Annotated in this window: 14 protein-coding genes; 4 read left to right on the forward strand and 10 right to left on the reverse strand. The window is 42.7% G+C overall.

Annotation, left to right across the window (positions count from 1 at the left end):
- Window positions 1-14: 14 nt before the first annotated feature.
- Window positions 15-188 carry a hypothetical protein gene (locus AC1DUD_RS24390; protein ID WP_477379295.1) on the reverse strand — a complete coding sequence of 58 codons (174 nt, stop codon included), beginning with the start codon at window positions 186-188 and terminating at the stop codon, window positions 15-17.
- Between the two features lie 147 nt (window positions 189-335).
- Here AC1DUD_RS24390 and AC1DUD_RS24395 point away from each other — a divergent pair, with 147 nt between their 5' ends.
- From AC1DUD_RS24395 to AC1DUD_RS24405, 3 genes are read left to right on the forward strand one after another with little or no spacing between them, the layout of a single operon-like run.
- Window positions 336-1,466 carry a sensor histidine kinase gene (locus AC1DUD_RS24395; protein ID WP_477379297.1) on the forward strand — a complete coding sequence of 377 codons (1,131 nt, stop codon included), beginning with the start codon at window positions 336-338 and terminating at the stop codon, window positions 1,464-1,466.
- Window positions 1,466-2,488 (forward strand): sensor histidine kinase, encoded by a 1,023-nt coding sequence (locus tag AC1DUD_RS24400; protein ID WP_477379299.1) that lies wholly within the window; start codon window positions 1,466-1,468, stop codon window positions 2,486-2,488. The genes AC1DUD_RS24395 and AC1DUD_RS24400 overlap by 1 nt, the downstream gene beginning before the upstream one ends.
- Complete coding sequence (locus AC1DUD_RS24405; RefSeq protein WP_477379301.1) at window positions 2,475-3,212, forward strand: LytR/AlgR family response regulator transcription factor; 738 nt, start codon at window positions 2,475-2,477, stop codon at window positions 3,210-3,212. Before AC1DUD_RS24400 ends, AC1DUD_RS24405 begins: the two co-directional genes overlap by 14 nt.
- 1 nt (window position 3,213) lies before the next feature.
- On the opposite strand, the gene AC1DUD_RS24410 is transcribed toward AC1DUD_RS24405, so the two are convergent.
- From AC1DUD_RS24410 to AC1DUD_RS24435, 6 genes are all read right to left on the reverse strand, one after another.
- Window positions 3,214-6,198: a lantibiotic dehydratase gene (locus tag AC1DUD_RS24410; RefSeq protein WP_477379303.1), complete on the reverse strand. Its 2,985-nt coding sequence runs from the start codon at window positions 6,196-6,198 to the stop codon at window positions 3,214-3,216.
- Between the two features lie 211 nt (window positions 6,199-6,409).
- A complete protein-coding gene (locus tag AC1DUD_RS24415; RefSeq protein WP_477379305.1) occupies window positions 6,410-7,705 on the reverse strand; it encodes an NAD(P)/FAD-dependent oxidoreductase in 1,296 nt (431 codons plus the stop codon).
- Between the two features lie 415 nt (window positions 7,706-8,120).
- On the reverse strand, window positions 8,121-9,260 hold the full coding sequence (locus tag AC1DUD_RS24420) for an XdhC family protein (protein ID WP_477379307.1): 1,140 nt from the start codon (window positions 9,258-9,260) through the stop codon (window positions 8,121-8,123).
- Window positions 9,261-9,274: 14 nt separating this feature from the next.
- Window positions 9,275-11,407, reverse strand: coding sequence for a xanthine dehydrogenase family protein molybdopterin-binding subunit (locus AC1DUD_RS24425; protein WP_477379309.1), 2,133 nt, complete (start codon window positions 11,405-11,407; stop codon window positions 9,275-9,277).
- Window positions 11,408-11,449: 42 nt separating this feature from the next.
- Window positions 11,450-12,442: an FAD binding domain-containing protein gene (locus AC1DUD_RS24430; protein ID WP_477379311.1), complete on the reverse strand. Its 993-nt coding sequence runs from the start codon at window positions 12,440-12,442 to the stop codon at window positions 11,450-11,452.
- Complete coding sequence (locus tag AC1DUD_RS24435; RefSeq protein ID WP_477379313.1) at window positions 12,439-13,074, reverse strand: (2Fe-2S)-binding protein; 636 nt, start codon at window positions 13,072-13,074, stop codon at window positions 12,439-12,441. The genes AC1DUD_RS24430 and AC1DUD_RS24435 overlap by 4 nt, the downstream gene beginning before the upstream one ends.
- 162 nt (window positions 13,075-13,236) lie before the next feature.
- Between AC1DUD_RS24435 and AC1DUD_RS24440 the strand changes: the two genes are divergently transcribed.
- Window positions 13,237-13,608 carry a VOC family protein gene (locus AC1DUD_RS24440; RefSeq protein ID WP_477379315.1) on the forward strand — a complete coding sequence of 124 codons (372 nt, stop codon included), beginning with the start codon at window positions 13,237-13,239 and terminating at the stop codon, window positions 13,606-13,608.
- A 3-nt stretch (window positions 13,609-13,611) separates the two neighbouring features.
- Here the strand turns inward: AC1DUD_RS24440 and AC1DUD_RS24445 are convergent, their stop codons facing one another.
- From AC1DUD_RS24445 to AC1DUD_RS24455, 3 genes are all read right to left on the reverse strand, one after another.
- Window positions 13,612-15,372: an alpha-L-rhamnosidase-related protein gene (locus AC1DUD_RS24445; protein ID WP_477379317.1), complete on the reverse strand. Its 1,761-nt coding sequence runs from the start codon at window positions 15,370-15,372 to the stop codon at window positions 13,612-13,614.
- Between the two features lie 158 nt (window positions 15,373-15,530).
- On the reverse strand, window positions 15,531-18,773 hold the full coding sequence (locus AC1DUD_RS24450) for a glycosyl hydrolase (RefSeq protein ID WP_477379319.1): 3,243 nt from the start codon (window positions 18,771-18,773) through the stop codon (window positions 15,531-15,533).
- Between the two features lie 612 nt (window positions 18,774-19,385).
- A complete protein-coding gene (locus tag AC1DUD_RS24455; RefSeq protein ID WP_477379321.1) occupies window positions 19,386-20,579 on the reverse strand; it encodes a PAS domain-containing sensor histidine kinase in 1,194 nt (397 codons plus the stop codon).
- Window positions 20,580-20,751 lie beyond the last annotated feature (172 nt).

The following is a 20,751-nucleotide window of genomic DNA, read 5'->3' on the forward strand; positions in this document are numbered from 1 at the left end:
CATCGCATCAACAGCTAAAAACCTGTGCTGCTTGTGGTTTTTACAGTTTCGACAGTAGTAGTGCCCGTTAACTCATAGAAACCACCAGCGCCATTCCTAATTGTGCTATTAGCAGTAAGCACACGATTTAAAACCTGTACCTGTTTAATTTGAATCTTTGGTAAAGAAGCTTTGTCGTGATTTTTCATAATTTTAACTTTTAAGTGGTTATGAATTGTTGATTATTTAGCCGTAATGACATAAATGTGGTTAAGTGGCTGTAGGAGAAGAAAAAATTAGTACCAATGCGCTGTTTGGAATGACCAAAACCTCTTAATGCAGGGACAAAAAAAATTATGATTTTAAATTTCAGGGGAAATAAGGCGAGGGTAAAAACAATAGGCTGGCATTTGCTTTTCTGGCTTATTTATATACTTTATGAAGAGGTGTTGGTTCTTTATGCCAAACAGCCTGCCGAACCTTTGGGCACCCTTTATTCGTTTTTGATAAACGCTGCAGTATTTTATAATTTTTGGCAGATAATCAGGTATTTAACAAAAAAAATAAAGAATATTTTTGTTCTGATATTGGCAATATTGATAGTGGCCTCTGCTATTATCGTGATAACCGTTTTTTTAAAGATCCTGGGCGATGCTATCATATTAAATGTTAGTTTTAAAGTACATGCAACCCCCTTCCGCCGAATGTCGTTAATTATGCGAACTATCTATTTTGGAGGATTAGGCGCGGCATATGGTTTTGCCAAAGAAGTGATCCAAAAGGAGCGGGAAACTGCCCAATTGGTTGAACAACAGCAAATACTTGAAAAGAAGGCGCTTCAAGCCGAATTAAATGTCGTTAAATCGCAAATCAACCCGCATTTTGTATTTAATACCCTGGGCTTTTTATATGCAGAAACCTATAAAAAACTGCCCGAAGTTGGACAAACAATTATCAGGCTATCTAATATTATGCGGTATGCCATAACCAAAAATGAGGATGGGTATAGCAGCCTTCAAAGCGAACTTGCCTGCGTCAGGGATTTCATTAAAATTCACGAAAACCGGAGCAAGGCTTTTTTCATGAAAACAACTATTGAAAGCAGGGTTACACCGTATAAGGTCGTATCGTTGGTGTTAATGACACTTATTGAAAACATGTTTAAGCACGGTATTTTCAATCAAGGTACAAAAGAAGCAACCTTGAATATTACTATTGAACACCGGAAATTGCATTTTTATTCACTTAATTATAAAAACAACATCATCATAAACAGAGCGCAATCAAGCGGGATAGGCTTAAATTATATTCGTGAAAGATTAACAGATGAATACGGCCGGGAAGGTTATGAATTATCAATTAATGAAACCCATAACACGTATGAATGCAAACTTATTATACCTCTGAAATACCCCGAAAATCATACCGATCTTATCCTCAAGGGCGACCGAAACTCGTTAATAAATCAAAAACCTTTTTACGTATAATGAAACTAAGAGTAGTGTTTCAGCATTTGCTATTTTGGATAGCGTATATTCTTTACGAAACAGCTATAGGCTATTTTGGCGGCCTTGGCATAAACCCTTTGGGTACCCTGCTTGCATTTACTGTAAACATAGGCATATTTTACGCGGTAAGTTTCTGTTATTCTGTGTCGCGAAAACACATTAAAAATGCTATTCTTCTATTGTTAGTAATGCTTTGCGAGGTTGTGGTTATTATTGGAATTTCTATGATCCTCAAAATATTTGTTGATATGATCCTTGACAATATAAAGTTCATTGATGATGTTAATAAAGAGAGGGTAACCACCCTGATAATGCGTTCGATCTATTTTGTGATAATGGGTTTGGCCTATGCAGTTTTTAGAGAGGTTGTAAAAAAGGAGCGAGAAGTGATTATACTGGAAAAGAAAGCTTTACAGGCTGAACTAAACGTTATCAAATCGCAGATAAATCCGCACTTTGTATTTAATACGCTTGGCTTTTTATATGCCGAAACTTATAAAAAACTCCCCGAAGTAGGACAGTCAATTATTACCCTATCAAACATTATGCGGTATGCCTTAACCAAAAACGAGGATGGTTACAGCAATCTTGATAGCGAACTGAACTACATCAAAGATTTTATCAAAATTCATGAAAGCCGGAGCAAAGCTTTTTTTATGAAGATAAGTATCGAAAGCGCTACTATTCCGTATAAGGTTGTATCATTGGTTTTAATTACCCTTATCGAAAACATGTTTAAGCATGGCATTTTTAATCAAAACACAAAAGAAGCTACTTTGAATATTACTATTGAAGACGGAAAATTGCATTTTTATTCGCTTAATTATAAAAATAACAACAGCGTTAATAAAGTACAATCCAACGGGATAGGGTTAAATTATATTCGCGAAAGACTGATTGATGAGTATGGACGGGAAGGATATGAGCTTTTGATCAATGAAACACATAACAACTATGAGTGCAAACTTACTATGCCTTTAAAGTATCATGAAAGTAATTAACTGTATCATAGTTGAAGATGAGCCTTATGCCATTGATATTTTAAGCGATTTTATATCAAAGGTGCCTTTTATTAATCTTACCGAAACATTTACAAACCCTATTGAGGCATTATTATATTTAAAAGAATCAACAACCGACCTTATTTTTCTTGATATAAACATGCCCGAGCTTTCGGGTATCGACCTGATCAAAATGCTGCCTAAAAGTACCGAGATCATCATAACCTCGGCCTTTAGTGAATTTGCTTTAGCGGGGTTTGAAAACAATGTACTTGATTACCTGCTTAAACCTTTCGCCTTCGACAGGTTTTTACAGGCCTCGCAAAAAGCGCTTGACAAACTTTTACTGCTTGCATCAAACAAACCGGCACCGGTAGTTGATCTGCAACCTAAGCCCGACTCATTTTACCTAAAAACAGACCGAGGTAAAATAGTACGTATAAATTTTGAAGATATCATTTACATAGAAGGACTTAAAAATTACTGTTCGGTTTTTACGGAAAATGAACGGCATATCTCGTTGGTAAGTATGAAAACCCTGGCCGATACCTTGCCGCAGGAAGACTTTGCGCGGACCCATAAATCATACATCATTGCCTTAAAACGCATTAAGGCTATTGATGGCAACATGGTGATATTTGACAAGATCAAAGAAAAAATCCCTATAGGGGTTACTTACCGCGATAGTTTTTTTGCTTTGCTTAACAATAAAATGTTCAAATAAGTTAGGCCTTACCTTTTCGTGCTTTTTCAGACTTGAGGAACTTTAACAGCAACCCATACAAGATACACTCATGCAGGCGTTGCTGGCTACTGAAATAGCGGTTAACAGCCATATGAATAACGCTGCTTAAAAACTTGGCGTTCCAGTTGATTGTGTATTTTTGCAGCAATAACTCTACTTGCCCTCTTTTTTGCTGAAGCAGATCATCATATGCCAAAAGCAGGTTACTCAAGCTGCTATGATATTTTCTATGCAGCTGATCAATTTGTATTTTGACAGCCTTATCATCAAACTCAGCGAAAAAATACGCCTGCTGCTTTTCAACAAATTGCAGCTGATCATTTATATCCACGCTCATTAGATTGAGGTAATCTTTGATCAGCCAAAAAATCAGAAGCCAGTCTTCGGTATCATAACGGTTGCTTTCAAGCAACCTGAATACGTTGCAGCAAAAAGAAGTTTCGATACAAAAAAGACCTTCGGCCTGTTCAATCTGATGCCCATAACGTTCCAGTTCGCGCACGTAGGTATCAAGCTGTACAACGTGAACCTGTCCACTGATCAGAAACGGAGATAGCACCTCACGAACAGCCATATAAACTTCCTGAAAATCACCCTCATCGAGCAAATTAATCCTCACCCGGATGTGATTATCAGGATCATGGTACCTGATAAAAAACCATTGCTTTATTTTAACAGCACCCGAATAATTTAACAGTTCATCGAGCTTTAACAGCACCTCATTGGCCGTATTACTGCTAAGATAAAGCTTGATAAACAGCCACTCGCTACCGGGAAAAAAACTACGCTGAAGGGTATTTTCAATGTATTGGAAATATTGGGGTTTTAAAGGCCTATCAAAATAAAAGGGGGCAACAAGCTGGTGCATATAAGGGTTCCCGTCCGGATCTTTTACAATCGCCTCGTGCTGAAAATGAATACATTCGGACAAAGTCAAAACCGGGGCCTGCCTTGCTATTTCCTTGGCAAACACCTGCATACTAATCTCATTTCCCGTATCGATCAGTAATTCGTTATCGCCTTTTATGATATAGAACTTATCGGGAAGGAGCCATTCTTCTTTAAAACTGTTAAATAAACCGCCGAATTTATCCAACACTTTTTCGACCTTGCAAAGTTCATCTAAAATAGCAGGTGTAAACTTCCATGTTGCCCTATGCAGGATAACACCAAAACTGGTTTCAACGCGTGGAAAAAACACAAAATCGGTTGAGAGCGCCCCCCAGTTAAAACTTAAACTACCATTACCACGCTGATGCTGGATATCGCACAAAAAAGTATAAATGGGATGTTGTGACCTGTTATAGTTATAAGCACTGCTTAATCGCGGTACCACTTCCCGCTGATGTCTTTTTGAAAATAATTTAAACACATTCTGCTCAAGCTTTATATAAATATCATCAAGCTTCAAAACCGAATTGCCCTTTGCATCATCAATATAAGCCAACTCATAAGGCCAGAAAGACGGGTGCATCATAACATTCAATATCCGTTCTTCGGGCATATGAATCACTTCGGCAAACATGGCATCGGGACTATTAGCAACCTCTTTTTCAGCTGCCTCTAATCCTATTTTATAAATTTCATCGTCCCCTACTGCAAACCGCGCTATCATACTTAAAGCCCCCGGACCTGTAATCCGTTCAAGATACAATACGTCGTTTTCAAAAAGTTGAAAAAGCGCGCACATGGAAAATGGCAAATTATCTGTACTGCGTTCTTTAACAAAATTATCCGGAATAATGATTTTGTACTGCTTTTCAAGTTTAGCCCGGTTTAACAGATTAAGCATTTTAAAATCTATCTCGGTATAATCCACCCATGGGGCCGCCCCTTCGCTTCCTGTATATAATCCCTCCGTAAAAAGAGTTTCATGCTCAAACCATTGTCCATATTCGATACCTGTATCCGTGTCAAAGGCCTCCATAAGTGGTACGCTCTGTTCTTCATACCTTTTCCTGAACCTGCCTTTAAACTGCTCGATCCTTTTATTGGCTACCGGGTTATTCAGGTTGTTAAGCAATGCAATGCCCTTAGTTATTTTCCATTGTAATGACTGGTTAATCTCCCGGCACTCCAGCTCGTTAAACCTGGTTATATGAACCTGATCTTTGAGCTCCCTGCCGGTTATATGATCAGAGATGTGCTCAATTGCTTTATAGAACAAAAACCAGTTGGAGTTTTCAGTGGTATCGTTATTAATTTTATTAAGCAAACTGATCAACTCATTGATGGTATTGGTTAATTCTTCATCGTCGGTCTTTTGCAAAAAGACTGGAAAATCATATCCTATAGCGGGTTCAAATGCCGGTTTAAGCAATTGCCCATCAATAAGGTCATTAATAAAAGCAATAAAATCATCATGCTCAAAATGCGGGAACAGCTCAAGTAACTGGTTCTTATTCCATACTTTATCGGCAGCAATCGCAACTATATCATCAAGTACTTCATTGCAGGCAATAGCGCTAACCTGGTAAACCCTTTGATCATCAACAACTTGATAGGTAATAAAACGCAGATCGTCCCCAACTTTATAAAGAGTGTTATTAAGCTTATACCCTGCAGATAATTTATTGGCGTTTTCAACTTGTTTGGCAAGCGAAAAACTTACCACAGCATCGGGCACTGCATGTTTCCTAAACCTTGCCGAAAGTTTGATGTTATTGGCCGCGCCCCAATAAACTGATGAACAGCCGGCAAATAATCCAAAAGGTGTGGCCCGGTTTGCCATGCGGGCCATATATTTATAAAAGCTTGATATTAATTGTGCTTCTTTAGCGTGTGTTTCCTCTCTATTTGCAAAAAGGACATCAAGTTCATTGTAAAGCGACTTACTTGCGATATAAATACTTTCCTTTATTAACCTGTTATTCCATAATGCAAGCAAATTTTCTTTACCGAGCTTTTGTCTGTATGACAAAGCAGCCGAGCGTAAAATTAAACCGTTAATAAAATTAACTTTCATTCGTATATAAAAGGCAAGGTTCCATATATAAATAGCTACTTAAGTTACCGCTATTTTAATTAGCAGACAAAAGCTATGTTTGTCTGATACATAATTTCAGTAACAAAAAAAGGGCAGCAACCTACACAAGGCCCTGCCCCTTTTTGGGAACAAATGTAACAAGCAAACCGGATTTAATACCTAACAATAAATATTATAATTAAATAAATATTTATTGACTGACCCTATTTTCCCCGCCACTGAATATCATTCTTAATGCCTGGTCCCTTGTTAAAAACGCCACAGCCCAATTATATAAAGTTTTTATTTTATTATTATAGTTCACCAATGATATAAGGTGAATAAATAACCATACAAATAAAGCTGCAAGCCCACTCAAATGTACTTTGTGTTTAAACAGATCGACAACAGCATTATGCCTGCCAACAATGGCCATATCGCCCCTGTCAAAATATTTAAATGGCTTTATAGCTTTACCTTTTGCCATGGCTATAAAGTTTTTAGCGGTATTACGTCCCATTTGTATAGCTACCTGGGCCAGTTGAGGGTGACCTTTCGGATAAACCGGATCGGTTATTTGCACACTAATATCGCCTATGGCATATATATCTTCCAGATCTTTAACCCGGTTATATTCGTCGGTAACCATTCGGCGGCCTATCCCTAAACTGCTTGCCGGGATACCATCAAAGGTGTTAGCAATGATACCGGCAGCCCAGATCAGGGTTTTGGCTTCAAGCGTTTCGCCATTGGCAAAAGTTACCACACCATTACTAAAATCATTTACATGGGCGTTTAGCTTAACTTCAACACCCAAATCAATAAGTGCCTGGCGGGTTTCCTTATGCGTTTTATCGCTCATGGGTGCAAGCAAATTGGGGCCGCCATCAACTATATAAATTTTACCTTTGGCATTCATTAGCTCCGGGTAATCCTTTTTAAGGATATAGTTCTTCATTTCGGCAAGCATACCTGCAACTTCAACACCGGTTGGGCCGCCTCCGGCAACCACTATAGTCAAAAGCCTTTGTCGTTCAACCGGATCTGTTGTAATGGCTGCCTTTTCCATTGTTTTAATAAGAGCATTACGCATGCGCAGCGCATCATCAATTTCTTTAAGGGAGATGGCGTTTTGTTTAATGCTTTCAATACCGTAAAAATTTGTACCCGCTCCAGCTGCAAATACCAGGTAATCATAAGACAGTTCACCATCGGTTAAATAGAGTAGCTTTGCTACAGGATCAACCTTAACCACAGCCGCCATCCGGAAGCTTAACCTTTTATCTCTAAATAGTTTACGAAACGGATAGCTTATGCTTGATGGTTCAAGAAAACTGGTTGCCACCTGGTACAACAAGGGGGTAAAATAATTGAAGTTATTTTTATCAACCAGGGTAACATCATAATATTTATTTTTATACAGCTGCTGTGCAACGTTGAGCCCGGCAAAACCGCCGCCAACTATCACTATCTTCTTTTTGCCGCTGTAGGGTGTTATACTTGTCATGATATTTTAATATTTATAATCATTTTATAGGCTGGTAAAGCAGGGCCAGGCTGGATCTGAAGAAAATATTCCGGCTTCATTTGCCTCGTTTTTCTACTCTAAAGTTACTAAAGACCAGGAAAAACACCCTCATCTTAGTGTAATTATTACACACTTAAAAAACATCTATTTGCAACATCCTGAATCCCTTAAAGCATGCAAAATTGCACAGTAAAAATCATTAAAATGAAAATCCTATCTGATGAGTTAATCGTTTTTTTGATTGGAAGCAATTAATGATTGCAGCGTGACAAATAGCAAACCAAAACTGCCAATTCAAGTGAGAATTGAAAAATAAACTAAGTATTAAATAGTTCCTATTATACAGAAAACAAAATATTGGATTTGCCTAAAAGTAAATATTAATATCCAATGGTTATTTAACCAGGCGCGCAAGATGAGAAGTATGAATAGGGACAGGTTTATATTTTAGCGAATAGCCCTGGCGCGATGATAGCACAGCTTTAATTTCAGATACAACAGATAGGGCTATCTCTTCGGCCCCTTCTGAGCCTATATCTAACCCTACCGGGCCGTAAATCCTGTTCAACTGTTCTTCTCTAATATGCATACCTGCATCTTCAATCTCTGCCAGCATACGCTCCAGTTTCTTTTTAGGGCCAAGAATGCCCATATATGGTAATGATGTTGGCAGTAGTTCCTTAAGCAGCGCTATTTCGTAATTATAATTATGTGTCATCAATACAATAGCCGTGCGCCCGTTAATTTCGATATGCTGTAAAACTTCGTTAGGTTTGGCGGTAATAACCTGACCTGCCAAAGGAAAACGCTGACTTACCGCGTAATTAGCCCTGCCATCAATTACTGTAATATTCCAGCCTAACACCGATGCTATGCGGGTTAAAGGGACAGCGTCATTACCCGCCCCTATTATCACCAGCGAAATTACCGGTTTGATATACTCGATGAAGGCAGTATAATTTACCCCCGCTTCATAAACCTGCACTTCAGAATGCTGCCGCTCCAACACTTGCGTTGCATTTGTGGTCAAAGCCAGCCGGTATGGAGTATTTTCGGGTAAAGTAACCGTTAACCTATCATCCATTAAGCATAAACAGGTACCGGGCTGCGGCGCTTTCCTGTCTTCGACAGAGAACATAGTTACCAATACAGCGTGGTGACGGTTATTGATAATGTATTTTAATAAATTGATCGGGTTGTTGATATCACCTGTTATGGGTTCAATAAGAATATGGATAATGCCATTGCAGCCCAACCCTACACCCAGTTTGGCATCATCATCGTCGGTAGTATCATAGGTTACCAGTAAAGGTTGCTGCTGCAAGATCACTAACCGGGCTTTACGCAAGGCGTCTCCTTCCAAACACCCCCCGCTGATGGCCCCGGTAAGCTGCCCATCCTCGGTAATGAGCATACGCGCACCCGCCCGTCGATAGGCCGAGCCCTCTACCAGCACAACCGTGGCAAGGGCTGTTTTTTTGCCCAGCGCATTAGCCTCATCGTAAGCAGCAACAATATCAATGATCTCTTTCATCAGCAGCTTTAAAGCTATATCAGTTTATCGGGAGTTATAGGCAGTTCCCTGATCCTTTTACCAGTAGCATTATAAATGGCGTTCGCCAAAGCAGGCGCTACACCTATCAGCGAAATTTCACCTATGCCTTTTGTGCCTACCGGATTTAAAACAGGATCCGGCTTATCAATAAATATAGCTTCTATTTGCTGGATATCGGCATTTACCGGCACATGGTAATCTGCAAAATTACCATTAATGTAGCGGCCATAACGATCATCAAAAATGGCTTCCTCGGTCATGGCCATACCTATACCACCAACCGCGCCGCCAATCATCTGGCTGCTGGCGGTTTTATGGTTCACTATTTTCCCGGCATCAACACAAGCTACTATCTTCTTGATCCTTACCTGCCCGGTAAGCGGGTGCACATGTACTTTGGCAAAATGTGCAGAAAAGGAATACATGGAATACTTTTGAGCTTCAGGGTTACCCTTTGATTCCTGTGTAAGCTCAACCGAAGGCGTATTATTTTGCTTCAGCACAGCTACATAATCAATGGGCTCAGTACTATCGCCAGGTTTACCGGCCATGGTGTACAGCTTTTGTTTTAAAGCCACACACACATCATGTACCGCCGAACCAACTGATGATACCGTGGCCGAACCACCTTGTGTCGGTGCATTAGGAAAAGCTGAATTGCCCAACTCAAAAGTGATCTTATCCGCTGGAATCCCTAAAGTGTCTGCTGCTATCAGCACCATTGAAGTCCCGGTACCCGGGCCGATATCGCTGGTAGCACTTTGAATATTCACGCTGCCATCGGCAGTTAACTTTATTTTAGCCATAGCATTGCCCCGGTATGCTCCGAAAGCGCCGCAACCTATCCCATAGCCTACCAGCCACTCACCCTCTTTGTTTGTGCCTGGTTGTGCTTTTCTATCAGTCCAGCCAATGGCTTCAGCTCCTTTCTGGTAACATTCCTTCAGGTATTTGCTCGACCATGGCTTGTTCCGTTCAGGATCAGTATCAGTATAGTTTCTCAATCGTAATTCAATTGGATCAAGGTTGAGTTTGTAGGATAGCTCATCCAATGCGGATTCAAGCGCAAAAGAACCGGTAGCCTCTCCCGGGCCGCGCATAGGCGCAGGTACGCCTACATTTAAAGGGACTACCTTATAAAGCGTATTAACGTTGGGACTGTTGTATAAAAACTGTGATACATTTACCGCCCCCTCAGTAAATTCCTCATAAACGGCCGTTTGCGAATGCGATTCATGGGTGATACCAGTTAGCTTACCATCAGCAGTGGCACCCAAACCAATTTTCTGGATAGTTAATGGACGGTAGCCTACCTGGGTAAACATTTGCTCGCGGGTGAGGGTAAGTTTAACCGGGCGCTTTACCAACTTAGCGGCTTGCGCGGCAGCAACCTCATGTGGCCAGGTACGCAGCGACGATCCAAAAGCACCACCCACAAACCGTGAATTGATCTGTACATTATCGGGATTAAGCCCAAATGCCGCAGCAATAGACCGCTGTGAACCTTTTACCCCCTGCGATTTGGTGTATAATATAACCTTATCATCTCCTTCCCAATAGGCGGTAGTAACATGCAGCTCCATTGGGTTGTGCATTTCCGAAGGGAGCATATACTCCTCTTCAACCATGACCGCGGCATTTTTATAAGCGTTGACCTCGCCGCGCACATAATCTTTATAATTACCTTTTTGTGGGGTTACCCCTTTGTCTATATTTTTATGAAAATCAGTTTCAAAAGGCTCAGCATTGTAAGTTGCTTTAACCAAACTTGCCGCATAGGTGGCCCGTTCAAAGGTATCGGCAACTACCAGCGCTATAGGCTGCGCGTTAAAGTAGATCTTATTATCATTAAATAACTTCAATCCGCGTACCGGTTTCTCGGCATTAGCCTGGTAGCCTGGTACTTTGGGCGCATTAAATGGGGTAATAACGGCCAGTACCCCTGGCGCACGCTCAGCAGCTTTGGTATCAAGCGCGGTTACCGTACCTGAAGCAATGGTTGCAGAAACCAGCACCCCATAGGTAAGGTTAGGCACTTTATATTCGCCGCTGTATTTAGCTCCGCCGGTTACTTTTAACCGGCCATCTACACGGCTTAAGGGATCGCCAATTGCGTCTTTTTTCATGAAGATCAGTGTTTAATATCTATCAGCTAAATAATTATTAATTTATGATGCCAGGCCAGTGGCCATCTTGAGCGATTGTACAATAGCATTAGGCGCAAGCTTTAACTTAAACTTATTGTATTCGTAAGCTTTAGCACCCTGCATGGCAATTTGCGCCGCCTGTTTAAAATTATCCTCATTAACGGCCTTACCTTTTAAAAAGGCTTCGGCTGTGGTTAGGCGCCATGGTTTATGTGCCACGCCTCCCATAGCCAGCCTTGTACCAATTATGGTATTATTTTCGATGTGCAAAGCAGCAGCCACCGAAACCAGGGCAAAAGCATATGACGTACGGTCGCGGATTTTTAAATAGTAAACATGCTTGTTATAAGCAGATGCTGAAGCGGGCAGATCAACCGAAGTGATCAGCTCCCCTTTTTGCAGGGTATTATCAAGTTCGGGATGATCACCGGGCAAACGGTGGAAATCGCCGATCTTAATAGTTCGCGGGCCCTTTGCCCCAGTTACATGGATTGTGGCATCCAGCGCGGCCATTGCTACGTTCATATCGCTGGGGTTAACGGCAATACATTTATCGCTGGCCCCGAAAAGGGCGTGCATCCGGTTGATACCTTCCAAAGCGCCACAACCGCTTCCCGGTGTACGTTTATTACAAGGCATAGTGGTATCAAAAAAGTAAGGACAGCGGGTACGCTGCATGAGGTTACCACCAACGGTAGCCATATTACGCAACTGCGGCGAAGCACCTGCATTAATAGCAAGCGCAAGCAATGGGTACTGTTCTTTTATATAAGCATGCTCGGCAACTTCACTATTGGTAGCTAAAGCGCCAATATACATTCCCGTAGTAGTTTTCTCTATTTTTTTAAGGGGGAGACGGTTAATATCAACCAGCTTATCGGGTACTATCAATCCCATCTTCATCATATCAACCAAATTGGTACCGCCTGCCAAAAAAAAGCCGTTTGGCTCTTTAGCTAATGACTTAATGGCGACAGCTGTTTCGGCTGGCCGTGCGTATTGAAACTGGTTCATACTTTACCTCCTTTAACTTCCTGGATAGCTTTAACAATATTGGGATAAGCACCGCAACGGCAAATGTTACCGCTCATAAACTCCCTGATCTCGGTTTCGGAACCGGCATGCCCCTCTTTAAGCAAAGCCACTGCCGACATGATCTGCCCCGATGTACAATATCCGCATTGAAAACCGTCATGGTTAATAAAAGCTTCCTGCATGGGGTGCAGCTCTTCGCCTTTGGCAAGGCCTTCAATCGTAGTTATTTTTTTACCGTCATTGGTCAAAGCCAGGCTCAGGCAGGAGTTAATGCGTACGCCATTCACATGTACGGTACAGGCACCACACTGGCCCCGGTCACAACCTTTTTTAGTACCCGTTAAATCCAGGTGCTCCCTCAATACTTCCAACAGCGTTACACGCGGCTCAACAGCAAGCTCATGTTTTACGCCGTTTACCTCAAGGTGCAGCGTTTGTTTTTCAAAAACACCGGCAAATTTCTCATCCCATTTATCTTCCGCCGCTTTAACCACAGTCCCCGGTGTTAGGGCAATCGCCGTTAACAGCGAGGTGTGTTTAAGGAAATCACGGCGCGTTCCGTTTGAGATGTCTTCGCCGTCGGTTGGGGTGCATGGCTTAGTTATCGACATAAGTACAGCAATTTATAATTACACCAAGATAGCGCTTTTAATATCAATAACTCAGTAACAAATTTGTTTTGAACTGTAAAAAGTCCAATAGTATCAAGTGCACTAATTCTTAGCATTTCCTCGGATAAAAGTTTACAGCTAACTTTATATAAATATTTTACAATGAAAATGATCCCGCTTTTTAAATGCCGAAACCTGCGACAGGCGATTGGCTTTTATACCAATGTGCTTGATTTCAGGCTCAAATATCCCGAAGCCACAGCAGATGAAGGTGTTATTGACCTTGTAAGCGAGTTTGGAGAACTACAGTTAACCATGTACGAAAGAGACCGCCTGTTTGGCTCCGTAGTCAACGTTTGGGTTGATGATGTAGACAGCCTGTTTAAAGTATACGTTTCCCGTGGGCTGGACACCTCAGACAAAGAAGGCTCGCCCGTTCACCAGGGGCCAACCGACCAAACATGGGGAACGCGTGAGTTTTATGTAACCGATATTGATGGCAATACTTTACGCTTTTGCCAGCCGCAACGGTAGATATTATTGAATTATCTTAACGCCGGCCGGTGCATTAACGGTAGTTTTCACTTTTCCGTTAGCCTGCTTAACATGTTTGATCTTTACTACACCGTATGGTATTGGGTAAGTCCCTTCGGCAAAGGTCAATCCGCCTAAATGAGGCTCAATTTTAATCACCTTACAACCTGGTGCTATCACCTTTATCCCCAGCACATACTCGGTTAACCAGGGAGTTGGCCCCGAAGCCCAGCCGTGCGACAGGCTATGCCTGAAACCTTTATAACAATAAGCCCCATAATCGCCATGGATATCTTTTTTACCATCTGGTACCAGTTCATCAATACGTGACGCGTTGGGCAGCCAGTCGATATTAAAATCTTCCCAAAAGGTTGTTGCGCCAAGATTCAGCATTGGCCCCCAAAAGTTTCGGATAGCGTCGATCCCACCCTGATAATCGCCGGCTTTAGCTTTAGCCATCAGCATGTAATAACCAAAAAAGGTAGAGTAATTATGCACCCCACCCGTCGAAAGGATCTCATTAGCCTTTTGAGCAGGCAGCAGACCCGATAAGCCCAATAAAGCTGCCGCCTGTTTTGAACCGCCCGCATCAGGTACATTGGTTTTAAGTTTGGCAACTGCGGCTTCGCATTTTTTAGCGGTCGCCGGGTCATTTAATATTTTACATAGTTCGGCCCCGGCATTTAGGGTCATTACCAGCATGGCCTGCAAACCTGCATGAATGGCGGGTTTATTTTCGCTGGATGGCCAATCTAAAAATCTACCGGCTCCATCCAGTTTTTCGCTGCCGTTTGCATCAATCTGTACTGCGTATTGATTTAGCAATTTTATTAGATACGCTTTTTGCTGCTGCAGATATTTTAAATTGCCTGTGTGCATATACCAATCACGCTGGATCAGGATCCACCACATAGAGTAAGACACCATACCATTCATGTATCCGGGTAGTGGGGTAATATCGCGGGCCAAATCAAGGCTTTTAGGAACAACCGGGTTATCGCCAAAAACGGCTGCAATTGTTGAGGTTTCAGGGTGCATATCTCCTACCCAAACCAGCCTGTCGCGCTTGATGCCGTCCCAAAGGTAATCCTGCATATTGAGGTGTACAGTATAAGCTCCTGTAAGCCAGATTTTGTTGAGCAGGGTATCACTGCATTTAAAGGAACCCAGGTAAGGGATATCACGGTAAATAAAAATGGCACGGGCTTCTTTTAGTTTAAGCTGGCTGTTATCATCTACCAGGTCTATCCGCACAAAACGGAAACCTGTATTACCAATCTCCAACTTCCCCAACCAGGGTAGCGAAACGATCATATCGCGCATGGCATGGTCATTAGTAGCCCCTTTTATGGTGTCGATATTTGACATGGCCTCGCTGGCCGATTCGCCGAAACGGATACGCACTCTTACCGGCTTCCCCCCTCTCGACTGATCAGTTACCAGCTGCAAACCGCCATGCAGCTCTTTACCGAAATCGAGTAATAAACCGGGTTTGCCCTTTTCATTACTTTGGAGAATACACAGGTCATTACCTGAAAGATCCGCTTGTCCATCACCTTGTTTTAATAACTTTTCGGCATTGACGATATTGGTTGCAGCATCCGGAGATTTCCATAGGATGCGCACCGGTGAAAGATATTTCCTAACCGTTTCTGTTGATTGTGCTTCAGCTGATCTTTTGGCGTCAAAAACCGGGGGCAGTTGTTGGGCCTGGGTTATAAAACCAGCGATTGATAGGGTTAATAAGGATAATATTTTCTTCATTTAAAATGCCTTTCAATTTCTCAAACTATGTCATTGCGAGGCACGAAGCAATCGCATGCTTTACAGGGCCGCCATGCCTCCGTGCGATTGCTTCGTGCCTCGCAATGACGCAGTTTTATGCACACCGCCACGCGGCGGCGGTATATTCTGTTAGTTTTTTAATACACTACCGATTTAACAGTCACCGGCCCTGTTAACCCCGAAGCCTCAAGCTGACTCTCAGGCTTATATGGATTTACGATAGTCCAGGTGTGGCGTTCATTAGCGGGCAGTTTACTATCGCCGATTAAACGGTTAACCCAGGTATTTACTACCTCAATATCAACAGTGTTGCTGCCCGGTTTAAGCGCGGTGGTTACATCAAGCTGATAAGGAGCTGTCCAAACACCTCCCACCGCAACGCCGTTCACTTTTACTTTAGCCATGGCTTTTATCTGCCCCAAATCAAGCAACAAATGTTTGCCTTTTTCAATTTGAGCAATATTAAAAGTATTATGGTAAACTGCCGAACCAGAGTAGTATTTAATGTCATCCTCAGGCCTCAATGTCCAGTCGACCAACTTATCAAAAGTAACAGGACTTGCCGGTCCCCACCTTTTTGCATCGAAGGTAACCGTCCATGGGATGTTTACATCAACAACAACCTGCTGGGCCGGGAAGTTTTCATGTTTACCTTTACCGGCATTGGCAGGTTTCCTGAATATGATGAAAGCGCTTTGATAAGCATCAAGCTTAAGCGGCACCGTAGTAACACCTCCCTCTTGTTTATAATCGGGCAGGTTACGGCTGCTGCCGGTTGTGGCATCCCAAAGCTCCGGCGCTTTTCCATGAACCCTGAAGGCAGCGTCAATGTCGATTTGCTGCCCAGTTTGATTGGATACAAAATACATATCGCCATCACTTAGTTTACGATGTATAAAAAGCGCCTGCCCTACTGTATTAAACTTACAATCGGGCGCTACTTTGAGCAGATCAAGTGCCTGTTGCACGTCCATTCCGTTAATCACCAACCCTTTGCCGTATTGATGCATTTTTACCGAAACACTATCGATATTTCCCCAAAGTGCCGATGCCATTTTTTTGATCTCCACATCAGCAACACCATAGTTTTGCAGGCTGGGCGAGCGCTCCGGTTTTGGACCTAATACGGCCAATCCATCATTAACCAGTTTGCTAATGGTTTTCAGCAACTCTGGGCGCATGGTTGTCAGTTTGGGCAATACCAGTAGCTTATAGCTCATGCCGCCGGGCAATACCAGTTTGCCATTAATCACTTTAGCCCGGCCGTTCAATACCTCCGCATTGATATAATCAAACGAGTAGCCTTGCGGTAGTTCTGGGTCACGAACACCGGTCATTTTGGGCGCATCATCGCCAATAAAATAAGCTACATCCGCCACATAATTGCCTTGCCTTAGCATATAGTTGCAGCGCTTAATATAGGCGATAAACATGTCCATATCATAAAACCAGGTATTGTTGCGGTTAAATTCGTTCGAGAACCATGCATTGGTACCCGGTACCCTGTTATCAGCAAGCTGCGAAATAAATACATGCAGCAGGGTGTTGTTAATGCCCTCGGTGAAAAAGCGGTCGCCCCGTTGTTTCATCATGGCCGGGTAGCGCGAAAATGATCCCCCTGCACAGGTAAACGATTCCGCCGAGACCTTATTTTTACCGTAGATGTGTGCTGATGATGAAGCTGCCCTGTTTTCGATATTGCCCAAATCGCCTTCACTCCAAAACTCACCACCAATCTCGTCCGACTGGCCGCCGTACTGCAAAAACTCACCCGGGAAACCCCAATGCCCATAGTTTTCCAGCCATGTAGTAAGCCCATGTTTGTGGCTCACCTCCCGCAGGCCGCCAACATATTCATAAGCAACTTTATCGGCAACAAAACGGCGCAAGTCCCATAAAAACCGGTCGCTTTGATCCTGGCTGCCTACTACGCTGCCGCTTAATACGGGCAGGTACGGCAGGGCATCATAGCCATATCTGGTTTTGAAGTTTTTGAGCATTTCATCCGTCCAATTCTGACTTCCCGTTTCGTAACTATCTTCAACAGCTACCTTAAAGCTTTTGCGATCTGCTGCCGGGATCCGTTTCAGGATCTGCCCCAGGAAAGCGTCAAAATGTTCGGCAATATGCTGTTTGCTCATTTTATCAATTTCAAGACCGCGTCCTTCGGGCGGTGCGGGTGCGTTTGTCACCTGTGTAGGGGTCATACCGGTGCGCATAATGATCCAGTTGCCGGCAGGCACATCCCATTTCAGGGTGCCATCGGCCTGCATGTATTTTGAGATATCCATAACCTTTTGCGGGTCGATCACATATTCCTGATCATCAACCGCAGGCTGAGGTTTCCACTGATATTCTTTCCAGTACGGCAGCGGCGTCTGATACATTTTAGCCAAACTTTTTTCAGCATAATTTTCCACGTTTGGCGATGCTGAGATCTGAAGCTCGGCTATATCGCTGCCTTGTGAGCCATTGCTAAATACTATTCTGAAACTTTGACTTGTTGTAGCGGGGATAGATATTGCAGCAGGCGAATAAGGGCTAAAACCCACGTTCAAATTGGTATTGCTCCTATCTACTACAAAGTGTTTAACGGGTTGATAATTGCCGGCAGCATCGCGGGCCTGGATATCCCCCTCAAATCTTAACTGCTTATGTGCAGGATAAAAAACAAAACTACGCGCAGTATAAGCCGAAGCGGCATCAATAGTTATTGCCGGTTTCGGATCATTAGGAATGGTATATACGGTGTTTTCGTTACCATCCATCAGATTATTGGCATGCGGATCGACGGGTAGTGAACTGATAAATGAGGCTGACATTTGTTGCCCATAACCAGTTGGTGCTGGAAAAGCGATCACCCTGACATCCTGAAATTGCTTTTGGGGTTGATCCAGCTTTTTATTGAGACTGATTGGCCCTTTTATCGCTAAAGTTGACGAAGTAAGATACCTCATAGATTGCTCCGGCTTAACCCATGGCCCGCCGGACTGGCTCCATCCGGGGCCATTAAAAATACCGAGATCTATCTTGAGCCGGGTAGCCGTTTTAAGGGCGGTATGCATAATATCCCACCATTCGTCCGAAAACATTTTCACTTTTCCGTAAGAGATCTCATCCAGGCCAATATTACCGATAAATGCCCGGTTGATGCCCACTTTCTTCATAGATTCAAGATCTTTAACTACGCCTTCTTTAGATACATTCCCCGAGATCCAATACCAATACACACTGGTTTGCACCGAATCGGGAGTAGCTTTAAAACCGCTGTAAAGCGCGTCGTTTTTGAATGATTGGGTTTGGGCAAAACTTTTGGTGCTGAAACCAATTGCATTAGCCGCAAGCAATGTTACGATGGCCTTTTTGTAGATATTTTGCATCAGGATAAATATTCTGTTTTATAAAGTAGCATGCACCAATGCCGGGAGCTAATGGTACAGGATTTATACGTGAAAGCTGTTAAGTTTATAATTAAAACAATACTAAAGCTTTCCTTATAATTCGGCATCCTGTACTATCTTATCCGTATTGATATATGATATTATCAGGCAGAATATCTATTTTACGTAGCCCACTTTGGCCGATGGAAGTCCTTTTCCTGAGCGTAATGCCATTATCTTTATTTTGGTGGTTGTGAAGAGGTGTTTATATTGATTGGCCAGGAACTGAGCCTGCCGTGGCTGATCAAGACGCCGACTGAGGAATAGCGAACAAGCAAACAGAGCCGGTCAAACTGAGCCCGTCAAGGGGTCGCGTGCAGAGGCCCGCCCCACCATGCTTCGACAAGCTCAGCATGACACCCATTTTTAAACATGCAATGGACAAGAACTAAGCATCTTCATCTCTTTGTTTATCGGCTTTACCTATTGAAGAAGATCCTTCGCTATCGCTCAGGATGACAAAGCGTTATTATACTGATATCACTTCCGTTCTCATCGTCCGCCGGATTTCCTAACAGCAATAACGCTTTTTTACTGTTTTAAACTTCAACCTTACATCGGCAACCTAAAATAAAAAGAAGAGCCTTTGCCAAACTCACTGCTCACCCCAACTTCTCCCCCATGACTCTCAATAATCTCGCGCGAAAGGTACAGGCCTAAGCCATATCCTTTTGTGCCAGTAGCGTTTTCATGGTGAATACGGGAATAACGGCAAAACAACAGCTTTTGATCGGCGGGCTTAATACCCCGGCCTTTGTCCTGTACGGTTACTACGGCTTGCCCATCTGCCACTGCACAAGTCAATGTAATTACGCTTTTTACCGGCGAAAACTTCACTGCATTATTCACGTAATTTACAAGTACCTGCATCAGTTTATCATAATCGGCAGTAATCCAAACAGCTTTTGATGCTTTCAGCTTAAATTTCCTGTCGGGATAAAGCACTACCATATCCGCTGTTACATGCTCAACCAATTCGCTCAGGTTAAAGTAGCTTCCTTGTAAAGTGAGCTTTGCATCCTGAACCTGCGACAGCGTTAAGAAGTTATTGATTAGCTGGGTCATGCTCACGGTTTGTTGATCAGCCTTGAGCATTTTATCTTCCAGCGGTTTATTGTTTTCCATCCGGGCAACACGGGCGGTATTTTGGATATATAATTTAATAGTACTTAGTGGCGTACGTAATTCATGGTTCAGAAAAGCCATCAAATCGTTTTTACGGAGCTCTTCCTGCTTGGCTGCGGTGATATCGGTTAGTGTTCCCATCATTTTCATGGCCAAGCCATCACTGCAATAGAGCCTTCCTGTTATTTTGAGCCACCGTCCATAACAACCATCGGGAGTAGTAATATTCAACTCAGCTTCAAACTCCTGCTGGGTGCGGCAGGCATTCTTAGCGGTTTCTAAAACATGCTTTTGGTTCCACTGTAGCAATTTTTGCATCAATACTCCCAATCCAAAAGTACTGCTGCCTTTCATTCCTAAAAAACCACTGGCAACCGGGCAAAGGTGAAACTTTTTACTGTACACGCTATAGCTCCACATGCCTATACCTGCAGAGGCAAGCATGTTGGTTATTGCCTGCTCGCGGGTGTGTACCCGTTCGGAGATATCAACCAAAAAAGCATAAGGGTTTAATACCTGGCCCGGAAAAACCGGCTCAATAAAATTATCAGAATTGCCAAATGCAGCAATTGGCAGGTTGGTATTTGTTAATTGTTGTGGGGTTGCGGTTAATGTTGCCATGAGCTTTGAGCGATAATTTTTGTTATCATAAAACTAAGGCTCCTTTAAAGGCTTTTGCTTTAGGATTCGTTGAACGGGCAAAAACTGTCGGTGAGGAGTATTAAATTCAAGACCCAAAAAAAACCTTTATTACGATGGTTAAAATTTAGCGATAGCGTAACTTCAACCCAAC

The sequence above is a fragment of the Mucilaginibacter sp. P4_A11 genome, assembly GCF_056402535.1.